This is a genomic window from Micromonospora sp. KC723 (assembly GCF_004348595.1).
GTDB lineage: Bacteria > Actinomycetota > Actinomycetes > Mycobacteriales > Micromonosporaceae > Micromonospora.
In genome coordinates this window covers 1-13746 of record NZ_SMKD01000140.1, presented here as the reverse complement: position 1 = coordinate 13746, position 13746 = coordinate 1, and the positions used below count along the sequence as shown (strand labels likewise).

Sequence of the window (13746 nt, the reverse complement as noted above, 5' to 3'; positions counted from 1 at the left end):
GGAAGCCATGATCCGCTGGGCCGCCATCGCCGGCATGCTCGCCCGCCTCACCCGAGGTGGACCCGCCACCCGCCAACAACGGCGCATCTTCAACACACCCGACTGACAGACATGCGAAACGCCCTCTTAGCCGCGTACCGTAGTTTGAAGCACCGTGGAGATCCCCCTGTTGCGCTCCGAGTGGGTATCGCGTGCCAGCGGGGCACTTGTTGCTGTGCTTCCCCACGCCATTTTGCTGTGGAGACTCGGGTGGGGGCCGGTAGGAAACGACAACGTTGGAGAGTGGTTTTTCACCCTGGCGTTCGTCGGTTTCTTGCCAGCGATTGTCACTGTCCTGGCGGCAATGCTTCTACTACGCACCAGACTTCGTGGCACTGGCGTGGGGGCGTTGAGTGGAATCGCGGTCCTGATTCTGCTGTGGGTAGTTGGCGTGATGTGCTACGCCGTCGGCGTCGTGCCGCCAGGGATGAATGACGCTCCCCGTATGCACTGAGGCTACGTCTTGCCTTCCCCGATGCTTACTCCCATGGTGGCCCCTCCGCCGGCCACCCGCTGACGGAGGTTGACCCCTTCGTCCCGAAGGAATGATCGCTAAGGGCTGAGCTGCCTGAGCCGCCGCGCTGAGCTGGCCGAGCGATCCGCTGCGGTCCACGGACGTCCACCCTCGATCACATACGTCGTCACCCAGTTAGTCACCCGGTCCGCCCCAGTAGCCTGGCGTCGGTCCCTCGTTGGTTGGATAGTCGCTACCGCAGTCTTCGTTGTTTCGCTCTGCCTTCCTTCGTCGCTTTCTTGACGAGGCCAAGCCAACGGCTACGACCGCGACGAGAGCGAGGACAAGAAGGATCCCGCCAATCGTCTGGATGGTGGAGACCATCGACGAAGCCTAGGCCTCCACCCGGCCAGCCACAAAGCAACTGCCCTCGCCCCTGTGCCATCCCGTCTGCCGTCGACCCGCACTCCTGTGGAGCGGGCCGCCGCCCGGCCCGCCATGTCAAGACGGCCTTGACGCACGGTCGGACGCTGGCGGGTCGGGCGGTGGCCTGCTCGGCTCGCCCGGGTCGATGGCAGGCGGGATGGCTCCCCACCGCAACCACCCACGGACCGCAAGCCGCCGACGGACCCCCGGCCATCCTGGAGCCGGAGCGCCCCCGCCGGAGGCGCAGTAACCGCAACCCCGCGACCACCGCCAGCTCGCCGACGCGGCCGGCGTGGGCTTCCCTACGCCGCGCGGTGCTCGCCGCGCGGCCCGGCCGGCTGCCGGCCCACCACCCCACCGGGAAACGGCCTGTCGTCATGCGGCGGCCCACCGGGCTTCCCGCCCTCCGCGCCAGCCGCCGGGCGTGTTGCGTGGCCGGAGTCGGAGCGCCAGCGGAGCGACGGACGCGCGCCCTGGCGGCGGCGCGTGCGGCCCGTTCAGGGCCGCCTTGAAGACGTACAGAAAGTTCTCACCACCTGGCCGGCAGCCGGCTGTCGGGCTCCACTTGATGCGTGACACATCGGCTTCACTTGACGCGTGACGGGTTCCCGCAGGTGGCTGCCGCTGCTACACAGAGTTACTAGTTACTACCCGGCCGGACGCTGGGGATTCGACGGTCCGTCAGAGGCGCGGTCAGCATGTGCGGGCGCTCACCGACCGGGTGTGAGGAGATCCTCGCCGCTGATCACGCGGCACCCGAACATGTCGCCGAGGACAGCTCGTTGGTGTTCCGTGAGCGGGTTTACGAAGACCGCAACGCCGACCTTCGCGGCCCGGCACGCTTGCGCGATTTCACGCGCTTTGCCGGGGCTAAGCAGCGTCCGCCGCGAGAACGACTCGGTCATCTCGGCCGCACCGCCGTGCGAGACGCCCCGCCGCTGGACGTGCCGGCTCACTACCCGCCCACCACGTGCCTTCACCGAAGCCGCCAGCCGATCGAGCTTTCCGCCAAACTCCTTATCCTTTGCCGAGAACAGGCCTACGAGCACCACGTCGGCGCCCGCCAGTATGGAGGTCGGTGGCCCGGTCGAATCTCGCCGCACGGGGCCCATGGTGCCAGATGCCTCACGGGCACGCGCTCGTCGGCAGAAGCGGCTGCGTTGGCCTCTCCGCCCGCCCGCGTTCACGGCGGGTAGCCAACCAGCCGGATCGGGGTGTCACGCTTCAAGTGAAGCCACGACGTAACGCGTCATGCGGAGTACCACAACGGCCGGCAGCTGGCCGGAAGGGTGTTGCGCAAGTCGTCTTACGCACGGCGACAATGGGAACTGTGACCGGCGATAACACGGATGATGTTGGCGATGCGGAGTGGTGGACCACCTCGGACGTTGCGGCGTACCTGGGTGTCCAGGTCTCGACGGTCGCGAACTACCGGAAGCGTGGGCAGATGCCGCCACCCGACATGACCGTCGGTCGCACGCACATGTGGCGGCCAGCCCGGATCAGGTCGTGGCAGCAGGGGCGTCCTCGGCCTGGCGTCGGTGGTCGACGGGCGGGTCAACCGGGGCCAGCTGGCTAACCTTCCTACGCGGCGAGTGTCCGCACCTCTTCTAGGTACGACGAGACCTCCGGCTGCTTCGGATAGCGCTGGGCCAGGAGGCTCGTCAGCTCGCGAGAGCACATCAGCAAGGACGGCAGGGATTTTCGGTCACCTTGCAAAGCCTGGCGGCCGTGTGCGATTGCGGCCTCTACATCACCTGCGCGGGCGGCTGTCACACCGAGCGTTACCCGCGCTTCGGCTATCCGCATCGGCTTGCGTTCCTGCCCGTTCGGGTCGGTCGATGACTTGATGACCTCCCGGGCGTACATCTCGGCAAGCCGGTCCTCGCCAGCGATGCGATAGCAGTCCATGGCGTAAAAGTCGAATTTGGCGGGGTCGACCACGAAGTGATGGTCGGTGTCCTACGGGTAGGGCAGGGACTCCAATAGCCGGCGGCCACGGTCGAGAGCAGCTTCCACCTGCCGGCGGTCGCCGAGTCGTGCCCATGCCTTCGCCTGCTGCGCGGCGAGCTGCACCGCCGCGCCGTCACTAGCCGCAGACGCCTCGCCGGCTTCGGCCGCTGCTATAACGCCTCGGTAGTCGCCCTGGGTCAGCGCGTACCAGGCGCGCATCTCGTAGGCCCATGCGGCTACGGCGGCATTGCCGGCTTCCTCGCCGAGCGACAGGGCGGCTTTGCGGGTGCCTTCCGCTGCCCTTCGCTGGCCCATGTCGTACTCGACGCAACCGACCAGCAGCGCGATCCAGCCCGCGAGCGTCAGCACCTCTCGATGCTGGGCCAATGTGAGACGCCGGTCCATCAGAGAGGTAACCCGCCGCAGCCAGGCGTGGCCTTCCGCGTGTAGTTGCTCGGAAGGTAGGTAGGGATACTCGCAGCAGAGCCGGTCGGCGGTAATCCGCAAGGCATCCAAGGTTGCCGGTGAACGTCAGACGCTCGAACTCTCGCGAGGATTTCAAGCGTCTCCATCCCTGCACCCGCGAGTAGAACGCCGTCTGCCTCTCGGGTGGTCTGGGGTCTGGGGCGGAAAGAATGCGGCGGTCACGGTGCCGAACGTCTCCGCGACGAGCGTCTTGTAGAAGCTGTCCGGCTCTGACCCGCCAGCCTCCCAGCGCTTCCAGTTGCGGAGCAGTGTGCTATCGGCCGGTAGCGGCTCTCTGGAGTGCGCCCGCATTGCCCGGACCGCATCCGCCTGCGACCACCCTCGGGCGGTGCGCTCGGCGCGGAGTCCCTGGCTGCCCAGACGGGCCGGTCGTCGGTGTGATCCAAGCCTTCTGCCATACCGCCAGTATTGCCCTTCTCGGTGGGGACATGGGAGGGGACTTCTGCCTGTCACCACAGTGACATCTGTCGTTGTATGCGCACCAAGGTCATCGTTGATGTTGACGCGCCGACCTCAGCAACGAGGTCTAGGCAATTACCAACTGAGTTGGTATTCTCGCGTCAAGAGATGGCCCCAGCGGGCTGCCACCCGCTGAGGCCGGTGCATCGGTCTACCTCGCGAAAGGACCACACGATGCCTGTCCAGCGTACCGTTCATCCTGCTCATCGCGCCTCGGGCCGTTCCTCGGTGTCGTCTCAAGCTCGCCTGCGTTCTGCTGTGGCGACGCTTCGTGACGCGCTGGCCCCTGATGTGGCGCTGAACCTGCCCGCAGTCCTTGATGAGGCTGCTCTGCTGGCCTGCCTGTCCGCCATCCTGGCGGAAACCTCCACTGCTGTCCCCGCACCGGACACCCGTCAACCCGCCGATACTGCGGCAACCGTCATCGCTTTGCCGCAAACTCCTGCGGCCACGCCCGCACCGATCGACCTCAACGCGCTCAACGACCGCGAACTACAGGTCATCTTCTACTCCTCCAAGCTGCGCTACAACTCGCGTCAAGTCCCCAGCCACGCCGAACTCGCGGCGGTCGTTGTCGACCAGATCAACCGCCTCGGCCTTCACGTCATCAAGGAGATCGCCCGCCAGGTCCACGAGGCCGTCAGCAACTGCCAGTGGCAGAAGTGGGAAGGGCTCCTGCCCGACCGGGAGATCCGCGACGACGCCTGGTGGCTCGCCCACCACTTCCAGCTTGGCCTAACCCGATCTGCCCACACGCCCGCTGGCGCTGTCGCTGCCTGGCAACACGACCTGACCACGTCGACGTCTCAGGCGGTGGCCTGATGACCACCGCGACTGCTCTTGTCACTGTCGACCGGCTCGGCACTGTGCTGCCGCTTCCGGTGCCGGACGACACGATTCGGCTCTGCTACTGGTGCGGCCGTCCGGGCTGCCAGTGGTGCCCGGCGAACCGCTGCCCCGACCCGCTCAACCAGCAATGTCCCTGCCCCTCCTGCACCGCCGACACGGAGGCAACCCCGGCGGTGACGGCATGACCACGACCGCACCCGCCGCCTACATCTGGCGTCAACCCCGGCTTGCCCGGGGTTGGGAACCTGTCCAGCTCATCGGCCGTATGAAGATCCTCGCCGCTCGCGACGGGATCGAGCTGCCGAAGACCTACCAACTCATCCGTGACATCTACCTGTGGGAGCACCACCGGGCCGACCTGCCCGCACACGTGGCGTCCCTGCTCGGCCGGATCTTCGACGGACCCAACCCGTTCGCCGCCGGCCATGTTCAGCACCTTCCGTCCAAGGCGGTCCGCACCCGTGGCCGCTGACTACACCACCGGCGTCTCGGACCAGGCTTACCCGTCTGGTCCGGGGCTCCGGCCCACCACCGCCGTTGGCGCGTTCGTTGGCCGCGACGAGTCCGCCTTCGCCCGTGCCTGCGACCCCCAGGTGTTCGACTGGCTCGACCATGTGAAGGCAGCCGCGGGCTGCTCCCACCCCATCCGCCTCTCCGGTGAGGTCGCCACCATCGACCGGGCCACGGGCCGGCTCCTGGCCTCGGTGTCGACGGCTGACCTGCCCGACGGGGAGATCTACAAGCCGTGCGGCAACCGCCGCCACGCGGTCTGCCCGTCGTGTGCTCGCACCTACCAGCGCGATGCCTACCAGCTCGTCCGTGCGGGCCTCGCCGGCGGCAAGGGCGTCCCCGCCACGGTGGCGCAGCATCCGGCGGTGTTCGCCACGTTCACCGCTCCGTCGTTCGGCCCCGTGCACACCCAACGTGCCGACCGCGCCGGTCGGCCGATTCCGTGCCGGCCCCGCCGCCAACCCGACCTGTGCCCGCACGGCGTCGACATCCGCTGCCACCAGCTGCACGCCGACGACGCCCCGACGCTCGGCACGCCGTTGTGCCTGGACTGCTACGACCACCACGCCCAGGTCGTGTGGAACCACTGCGCGCCGGAGTTGTGGCGCCGCACCACCATCGCGATCACCCGCCACATCCGCGCCCGCGCCCGCGCTCTCGGCCTGCCCTGGATCGTCCAGGTCACCGACAGCGGGAAGGTTCGTCGGGTGCCGCCGGTCAAGCTCTCGTTCGGCAAGGTCGCCGAGATGCAGCGCCGGGGCGTGGTCCACTACCACGCTGTCGTCCGCCTGGACGGCGTCGACCCGCACCACCCCGACGCCGTGATCCCGCCGCCGGCCGCCTTCGGTGTTGACGACCTGGCCGCCGCCATTGCCCACGCCGCCGCCACGGTCGCGTTCACTACCCGACCCCACCCCGTTGGGCCCGCCGGCTGGCGCATCACCTGGGGCGACCCCGACAAGGGCATCGACGTGCGGCCGGTCAACGCCGACGGCGACATCACCGACAGCCGCGTCGCCGGCTACCTCGCCAAGTACGCCACCAAGTCCACCGAGGCCACCGGCCACGTCTCCCGCCGCCTCGACGGCGACACCATCGACCTCTACGCCAACGAACACGGCACCCACCCCGAACGCCTCATCGACGCCTGCTGGACCCTCGGCGGACACCGCGACTGGCAACAACTCCGCAGGTGGGCGCACATGCTCGGCTTCGGCGGCCACTTCCTCACCAAAAGCCGCCGCTACTCCGTCACCTTCCGCCTACTCCGCGACGCCCGGATCATCTGGCGACGCACCGAAACCGGCCACGAATACCCCGACCAGCAGAACGACGACACCACCCTCATCATCGGCCTGCTGTCCTACGTCGCCTCCGGCTGGCGCACCACCGGAGACGCCCTCCTCGCCAACACCGCCGCCGCGATGGCCCGAGAGCGAGCCGAAGCCGCCCGAGACGAACTACTCGCCGCCGCCTGACCGGCCACCGATCCAACGTCAAGACAGCCTTGACAGCCAACTGTCCGCCAGTGAAAGGAGCACCGTTTGACCGCACCCGCCATCCACGCCCCCGCACGGGCGCTCTACCGCATCCCCGACGCGATGCGGCTGCTCAGCCTGTCCCGGTCCGTGATCTACGAACAAATCCGCGCCGGCCGGCTGCGTACCGTCCGGCAGGGCCGCACCCGCCTCGTCCCCGCCGCCGCCATCACCGCCTACGTCGACCTGCTCGAACAAGAAGCCCAGAAAGGAGGCACCCGATGACCACCCGCCGCGCCCGAGGAGAAGGCGGCCTGCACTGGGACGAGTCCCGGCAACGCTGGATCGCCACCGTCACCGTCGGCTACACCCCCGCCGGCAAGCGCATCGTGCGCAAGGGCAGCGGCAAAACCAAGACCGAAGCCCGCACCAAACTGCGCGAGAAGATCCGCGACTACGAAGATGGCCTTGCCCTCGTCCACGACGGGCAGACTGTGGCCGACGCTCTCACCGACTGGCTGACCTACGGCCTTAGCACACAGTCCGAGAACACCAAGGCGAACTACGAAACACTCGTGCGCTCCCACATCGTCAGCGACCTCGGTGCGAGGAAGCTGCGGGACCTCAGCGCTACCGACGTCGACCGCTGGCTACTGGACAAGTCCCAGCACCTGAGCACGCGCACGCTGCGGCTCCTTCACTCCTTGCTGAACCGCGCGGTCAATCGGGCCATGGCGCGGGACAAGGTCAAGCGCAATGTCGTAGCCCTCTGTGCCGTCCCCACTGGCCGCGTCGGGCGACCGTCCAAGTCCCTGACTCTCGACCACGCCAAGGCGCTTCTGACCGCTGCTGAGGGCAGCTCGCTGCACGCCTACATCGTGGTTACGTTGTTGACCGGCGCTCGTACCGAGGAACTGCGCGCCCTCACCTGGGCACACGTCGACCTCACCGGCAAGCCGTACGACGATCCACCCGTGCCGCCGTCTATCCAGGTGTGGCGCTCGGTCCGCGCCGATGGTGACACCAAGACCAAGAAGTCGCGTCGCACCCTGGCCCTGCCTGCCCGGTGCGTCACCGCGCTCACCACCCATCACGAACGCCAGGGCGAGCCTCCCGCCGCCCGCCTCGTTTTCACCACCGCCGCCGGCACGGCCCTCGATCGGCACAACGTGCTTCGGGCCTTCCGCCCGGTCGTCGCCAAAGCGGGCCTTGACCCGCCCGGCTGGACCCCGCGCGAGCTGCGGCACAGCTTCGTGTCCCTGCTGTCCGACAGCGGTGTCAGCATCGAGCAGATCGCCGACCTCTGCGGCCACTCCGGCACCAGCGTCACCGAGAGCGTCTACCGGCACCAACTCCGGCCGGTGCTCCTGAGCGGTGCGGTCGTCATGGACCGGATCTTTGACGCTGAGGCGTAGTCACTCAGTTAGTCACCCGGATACGACGAGAGGGCATATCCATCGATCGGATATGCCCTCTGAACAGTGTCGGGACGGCCGGATTCGAACCGACGACCCCTTGACCCCCAGTCAAGTGCGCTACCAAGCTGCGCCACGTCCCGATGCTCCCGCGTGATGCTCCGCGCGGCAGCCGGTACAGCTTAGCGCAGGATCTTCGGTCCGCGCGCACAGCCCCCACCGCGTCGCGGGCGCGGGCCGGTCACTCGTACGGGTCGCGGGGCGCCGGCACCTGCCGCCAGCTCTCCACCTCCAGGTACGGGATCTCGAAGTCGTTGATCGGATCCCGCCCCATCCGGCTGGTGTAGCGGCCGGTCACCTCGATCCAGGTGTCGTCGGCCAGCCCTGAGGGGGTGTTGCCGCTCAGCCCGACCTTGGTGGGCAGGCCGTCGGCGGCGCAGCAGGACAGCCGCATCCGGGTCAGGATGGGCTGCTTGTCCACGCCGGCGACGGTGAAGCCGGTGACCCGGACGCGCCGGTCGCCGATTGACTGTCCTTTGTCGAACACGGCGCGGACCGCGTAGTCGTACACGGTGATGGTGGCCGGGTCACCGTCGGGTAGCGGAGGGTACTCCGGGAGCCCGCCGGTGGACAGCGAGGTGCCGGACTGGTTGGCCGCGTACGCGCCGAGGGCCGGTGGGGCGACCAGCAGCAGGCCGAGCGCGGGCAGGATCAGCAGCCAGGCCACCCTCGGCTCGTGGTGGGCGTGCCCGTGGTCGTCGTGGTCGTCGTGCGTCTCGTCCGCCGCGGGGGTGCTCCGGCGCAGGGCCGGGCGCATCTCATACCAGAGGGTCATCACGGCAGCGGCGATCAGCAGCAGGCTGGCGGCGATCAGGAACGGGCGCAGCCCTTCCTTGACGTAGCGCAGGTACAGGTCGGAGAGGCTGGCGCGCAGCACCGCCCCGCCGAGCAGCAGCAGGACGCAGGCCTGGGCCTGTCGGTTCACAGCAACACCATCCCGGTGACGGCGGCGACGACGACCGCGACGACGAACGTGGCCGGGGCGAACCGGGCGGCGAAGCCGCGCCCGAAGATCCCGGTCTGCATGGAGATCAGCTTGAGGTCGACCATCGGCCCGACCACCAGGAAGGCGAGCCGGGCGGTGAGCGAGAACTGCGACAGCGAGGCGGCGACGAAGGCGTCCGCCTCGGAGCAGATGGACAGCAGCACGGCGAGCACCGCCAACGCCAGCACCGCGAGGACCGGCTCGTCGGCGAGGACCCGCAGCCAGCGTTCCGGCACCAGGACGTTGATGCTGGCGGCGGCGGCCGCCCCGATGACGAGGAAGCCGCCGGCGTGCACGATGTCGTGCCGGACGGCGGACCAGAACGCGACGGCGCGGCGGGCGTCGTCCAGGTCGGGCCGGCGGGGCAGCCGGATCCAGTCAGTACGCCCCAACCGCAGCCAGAGCCAGCCCATGACCATGGCGACGATCAGGCTGGCCACGGCCCGGCCCAGGACCATCTCCGGGTTGGCTGGGAAGGCCACCGCCGTGGCGGTGAGCACGATCGGGTTGATCGCCGGGGCGGCGAGCAGGAACGCCAGCGCGGCGGCCGGGGTGACGCCGCGGCGGATCAGCGAACCGGCGATCGGCACCGACCCGCACTCGCAGCCGGGCAGCACCACCCCGGCGGCGCTGGCCACCGGCACGGCGAGGGCGGGATGGCGGGGCAGCGCCCGGGCCCAGAAGGAGCGCGGCACGAAGACCGCGATCACCGCCGAGAGCAGTACCCCGAAGACCAGGAACGGCACTGCCTGCACCATGACCGAGACGAAGACCGTCGTCCAGGTCGCCAGCGAGGGCGCCGAGAGCAGCCCGGCGAGGGGTTCGCGCAGGGCGATGAGCAGGATCAGCAGCGCGGCGAGCACCTCCACCGAGCCGATCCGGTCGGTGAGCCGGGCGCGGGGCGGCTCGGCGGGCGCCGGTGGTGGGGTCGCGGTGGGTGCCTCGCCGGGATCGGCGGTGCCGGTGCGCTCGGGTGCGACCACTTCTTCTCCGTTCTCGCCGCACGGGGCCGGGCGGCCGGACCCGGGTGGTCACGGCACGCCCGCCGACGGGCCTGCTGCGACCCCGGGCGGGGCCACAGTCTATCGAGCGGCGTCGTCGGCCACGAGAGGCCGGGAGGGCACGTCGCGTACGGCGGGCAATTCGGTGCCGCGCGGGCCGGCGCGGCGGGATCAGCTCGGGATTGTCTGGCCGCCCAGGGTGTTGTTGTCGTGGCCGGACGGGCGGGCGGGCAGGCCGTGCCGGAGGCACCCGCCCGCCTGCGTGTCAGGGGCTCAGGCCGGCGTGGGGGCGATCGGCCGCCCGGCGGCCGGGGCGGTCGACCGGATGGCCGCCGGTCCCATCCGGAAGTCCGGGTCGATCTGGGCGGTCAGGTCCTCCCCGGCCCGCTCGTTGGCCCAGGCCGCGGCGTTGCGCCGGTGGAACTCGTGGGCGTGCCGGGTGAACGCCGCCCAGTCCGGCACGGTGGCGTCAACCTCACCGACCAGCCGGTCCAGCACCGCGCGGTTGGCCGGTTCCAGCTCGTCCAGCGGGCCGACCGTGCCGCGCTCGGCCCGCCGCACATAGGACGAGCGGCTGAGGCAGCCGAGCAGGTCGGCCCCGACGTGCTCACGCAGGAAGGCCAGGTCGGAATCGTCCTCGACCTTGTTGCCGATCACGGAGAGGGCGACGTCGTAGTCGCGGGCGTAGGCGGCGTACTGGCGGTAGACGCCGACGCTGCGCAGGGTCGGCTCGCAGACCAGGAAGGTGCGGTCGAACCGGGTGAACAGGCCGGAGGCGAAGGAGTCGGCGCCGGCGGTCATGTCCACCACCACGTACTCGCCCGGGAGGTCGACGAGGTGGTTGAGGATCAGCTCGACCGCTCCCACCTTGGAGTGGTAGCAGGCGACCCCGAGGTCCTGCTCGGTGAACGCGCCGGTGACGGCGAGCCGGACGCCGCCGACCTCGCGTACGTGCGCGGCCCAGACGGGGTTCTCCTCGGTTACCCGCAGCAGGCGGGAACCGGCTCCGGGCGGGGTGGTCTTGACCATGGCCGCCGCCGAGGTGATCCGGGGGTTCCCGCCGCGCAGGTACTCCTTGATCCGGGGCAGCCCCTCGCCCAGTGGGGGCAGCCCGGTGGCCTGTTCCGCCGTCGCGCCGAGGGCGACGGCCAGGTGCTGGTTGATGTCGGCGTCGACGGCCAGCAGCGGGCGGCCGGCCGCGGCGAGGTGGCGGGCGACGAGTGCGGCCAGCGTCGTCTTGCCGCTGCCGCCCTTGCCGACGAATGCGATCTTCATCGTGCCTGCTCCCGCGCTCCAGTAATGGGAACCGTTTCCATGATGGTGACTCTAGCCGGCCGCTCCTCCGGGTGCGGTGGAAGCCCCCATCGTGTCGTTTGTCGGGATCGCGGCGGAGCTGTCGGCCACGCCCGTTCCGGCTTCCAGCACCTCGGCGGCGAACCGGTCGATGGTCCGCAGGGTCCGTGCGCGGTCACCGGTGGCCTCGACCATGAACAGCAGGTGCCGGACGCCGGGCAGGGCCGCGGCGCGGGCCACGGCTGCCCGGCACCGGGCGGGCGAGCCCACCGGGTGGATGCCGACCAGGTGCTCGGTGTACCGCAGGGGATCACGGCCGGGCCCGGACGAGCCGTCGATGCGCTGGTGTTGCGCGGCGCCGGCGAGCAGCCCGGGCAGCCCGGCCCGGACCGCCCGGGCGGCCTGCTCGTCGCTGTCCGCCACGTACGCCAGGTGCGCGCTGGCGTGCGGCACCCGGCCGGGGTCGTGGCCGTGCGCGGCGGCCACCCGCGCGTACCGGTTGAGCAGCGCCAGCTTCTCCGGGAGGTCGGCGTGCATCCCCAGCAGCAGCGGGAAGCCGTGCCGGGCGGCCAGTTCCACGGTCGGCGGCGAGGTGGCGGCCACCCACACCGGCAGTGTCCGGCTGGGCCGGGGGACCACCGGCACCGGGCGGAACGGGAAGCGGGCGTTGCCACCCACCGTCGCCGCGCCGGAGGTCCACCGACCCAGCACGTCGAGCGCGTCGGCGAACCCGTCGGTGTAGCGGCTCAGGCCGGTGCCGAAGACCTCCAGGTCCACCCACGGGCCGCCCCGACCGACCCCGAGGCGGAACCGGCCGCCGGAGAGCGTGTCGAGCAGGACGGCCTCCTCGGCGAGGGCGACCGGGTGCCGGTCGGACAGGACGCACGCCGCCGTGCCGACGGTGATCCGGGCGGTGGCGCCGAGCAGGTACCCGGCGAAGGTGGTCGCCGACGGGCAGACCCCGTAGGACACGAAGTGGTGCTCGGCCAGCCAGACGCCGGCCCAGCCGGCGGCCTCGGCCGCCACGGCGTACGCGTGGGCGTCGGCGAGCGCCTCGGCGTGGCTGGCGCCGGGATGCTGCCCGGCGAGCAGGAACAGGTGGGCCTCCACTCCCCGCCCTGCCCGCCGGGGCGCCGGGAGGTCAGCAGTCACGCAACTCAGGGGACTGGTTGAGCAACTGGCCGCGGGTCGAGACGAACTTCTGGTACGCCTCCGAGCCGACCGCCGACAGGCGGAACGCGGCGACCCGGTGGCAGTTCTGGAAGGCGAGCTTCACCGCGAAGTGCCGCTCCAGGGCGCCCCGGATGGCGTCGCTGGCCAGCGCCCGCAGCAGTTGCCCCCGTTCCGCCTCGCTGGGCGGCGGGACGACGTTGTCGGCGAAGTCCGCCTCGGACGACCGCAGGTCGTCGACGACTCCGCTGACCAACTGCCACGCGTACGGCAGGGAGTCGCGGACGCAGGCGACGAACTCGGCGTCCTCCACCGGGCCGGCCTCGGCGGCGTCCAGCAGGGCGGGTGGGACGGTGAGCGACATGCGCTTCTCCTTCGAATCGAAACGACAACCATTGCCAACCAAGGGTGCGCAGTGAGCAGACCATGTGACAGAGGGTGTCGTCAACGACCGGGCTGCCGGAAACGCCGCACGGATCCGGCGACCTCGGGATCGCCCGCTCAGGTGGTCTGGTGGGCGGGTGGCCGACGGGCTGGGGCGTCCGGGAATGGCGCGGAATCCTGAACTTGTCATGTCGATGACTGGCTCATTACGATCATATATCGAACCATCTCGATGGATGGTTTGTCTCGTCTCCGAGGACCGGGCCGCCGTGATGGCGCCTCGGGCGAGGGTACGGCGGTCAGCGCCCCGCCGTGTGGCATCTCACCACGGAGGAGATCGTATGAAACGAGTACCCATCCGCCGTGCCCTCGTGGCCCTGCTGGCCACGACGGTCGTCGCCGCGGGCGGCGCGTTCGTCGCCGCGAGCGCCCAGGCGGCCGCGGTCGGCTGCCGGGTCACCTGGAAGGTGACCTCCCAGTGGAACACGGGGTTCGGCGCGGACGTCGCCGTCACCAACCTCGGCGAACCGCTGGACGGCTGGACGCTGCGCTGGACCTTCCCGGCCGGGCAGACGGTGACCCAGGCGTGGAACGCCACCGTCGACCAGAGCGGCAGCGCGGTGACCGCGACGAACGCCGCCCACAACCGCGCGGTCGGCACCGGAGCGACCGTCTCGTTCGGCTTCAACGGCACGTGGACCGGGAGCAACCCGACGCCGGCCAGCTTCACGGTGAACGGCACCACCTGCACCGGCGGCACCGCCAGCCCGCCGCCCACCCCGAC

Annotated in this window: 14 protein-coding genes and 1 tRNA gene; 6 read left to right on the top strand and 9 right to left on the bottom strand. The window is 70.2% G+C overall.

What is annotated here, in order from left to right; all coding sequences use genetic code 11:
* Positions 1 to 1629: 1629 nt before the first annotated feature.
* The 3 genes from E1165_RS23805 to E1165_RS30130 all read right to left on the bottom strand — a co-directional run bounded on the left by E1165_RS23805 (position 1630) and on the right by E1165_RS30130 (position 3241).
* Positions 1630 to 2022 (bottom strand): hypothetical protein, encoded by a 393-nt coding sequence (locus E1165_RS23805; RefSeq protein WP_207917020.1) that lies wholly within the window; start codon positions 2020 to 2022, stop codon positions 1630 to 1632.
* A gap of 481 nt (positions 2023 to 2503) precedes the next feature.
* Positions 2504 to 2863 (bottom strand): tetratricopeptide repeat protein, encoded by a 360-nt coding sequence (locus E1165_RS23795; protein WP_243704957.1) that lies wholly within the window; start codon positions 2861 to 2863, stop codon positions 2504 to 2506.
* An 18-nt stretch (positions 2864 to 2881) separates the two neighbouring features.
* The gene (locus E1165_RS30130; RefSeq protein ID WP_243704956.1) at positions 2882 to 3241 is read right to left on the bottom strand and encodes a hypothetical protein; all 360 of its coding nucleotides are present in this window, start codon (positions 3239 to 3241) and stop codon (positions 2882 to 2884) included.
* 750 nt (positions 3242 to 3991) lie between these two features.
* On the opposite strand from E1165_RS30130, the gene E1165_RS23790 reads away from it, so the two are divergent.
* From E1165_RS23790 to xerC, 5 genes are all read left to right on the top strand, one after another.
* Positions 3992 to 4639, top strand: a complete 648-nt coding sequence (locus E1165_RS23790; RefSeq protein WP_132393976.1) for a hypothetical protein — start codon at positions 3992 to 3994, stop codon at positions 4637 to 4639.
* A gap of 208 nt (positions 4640 to 4847) precedes the next feature.
* Positions 4848 to 5138, top strand: a complete 291-nt coding sequence (locus E1165_RS23785; RefSeq protein ID WP_132393975.1) for a hypothetical protein — start codon at positions 4848 to 4850, stop codon at positions 5136 to 5138.
* The gene (locus E1165_RS23780; protein ID WP_132393974.1) at positions 5128 to 6654 is read left to right on the top strand and encodes a replication initiator; all 1527 of its coding nucleotides are present in this window, start codon (positions 5128 to 5130) and stop codon (positions 6652 to 6654) included. Before E1165_RS23785 ends, E1165_RS23780 begins: the two co-directional genes overlap by 11 nt.
* A gap of 66 nt (positions 6655 to 6720) precedes the next feature.
* Positions 6721 to 6939, top strand: coding sequence for a helix-turn-helix domain-containing protein (locus tag E1165_RS23775; RefSeq protein ID WP_132393973.1), 219 nt, complete (start codon positions 6721 to 6723; stop codon positions 6937 to 6939).
* Positions 6936 to 8069 (top strand): tyrosine recombinase XerC, encoded by a 1134-nt coding sequence (xerC, locus tag E1165_RS23770; protein ID WP_132393972.1) that lies wholly within the window; start codon positions 6936 to 6938, stop codon positions 8067 to 8069. Before E1165_RS23775 ends, xerC begins: the two co-directional genes overlap by 4 nt.
* A gap of 69 nt (positions 8070 to 8138) precedes the next feature.
* On the opposite strand, the gene E1165_RS23765 is transcribed toward xerC, so the two are convergent.
* From E1165_RS23765 to E1165_RS23740, 6 genes are all read right to left on the bottom strand, one after another.
* Positions 8139 to 8212 (bottom strand) — tRNA-Pro (locus E1165_RS23765).
* Positions 8213 to 8310: 98 nt separating this feature from the next.
* A complete protein-coding gene (locus tag E1165_RS23760) occupies positions 8311 to 9054 on the bottom strand; it encodes a TIGR03943 family protein (RefSeq protein ID WP_132393971.1) in 744 nt (247 codons plus the stop codon).
* Entirely contained in the window at positions 9051 to 10097 is a 1047-nt protein-coding gene (locus tag E1165_RS23755) for a permease (protein ID WP_132393970.1), read from the bottom strand. The genes E1165_RS23760 and E1165_RS23755 overlap by 4 nt, the downstream gene beginning before the upstream one ends.
* 291 nt (positions 10098 to 10388) lie before the next feature.
* Positions 10389 to 11390, bottom strand: a complete 1002-nt coding sequence (locus E1165_RS23750; protein ID WP_132393969.1) for an ATP-binding protein — start codon at positions 11388 to 11390, stop codon at positions 10389 to 10391.
* Between the two features lie 51 nt (positions 11391 to 11441).
* The gene (locus E1165_RS23745) at positions 11442 to 12560 is read right to left on the bottom strand and encodes an LLM class flavin-dependent oxidoreductase (protein ID WP_243704955.1); all 1119 of its coding nucleotides are present in this window, start codon (positions 12558 to 12560) and stop codon (positions 11442 to 11444) included.
* Positions 12550 to 12942 (bottom strand): SCO5389 family protein, encoded by a 393-nt coding sequence (locus E1165_RS23740; protein ID WP_132393968.1) that lies wholly within the window; start codon positions 12940 to 12942, stop codon positions 12550 to 12552. The genes E1165_RS23745 and E1165_RS23740 overlap by 11 nt, the downstream gene beginning before the upstream one ends.
* 361 nt (positions 12943 to 13303) lie before the next feature.
* On the opposite strand from E1165_RS23740, the gene E1165_RS23735 reads away from it, so the two are divergent.
* Positions 13304 to 13746: cellulose-binding domain-containing protein (locus E1165_RS23735; protein ID WP_207917019.1), on the top strand; the 443-nt coding region annotated here is incomplete at its 3' end.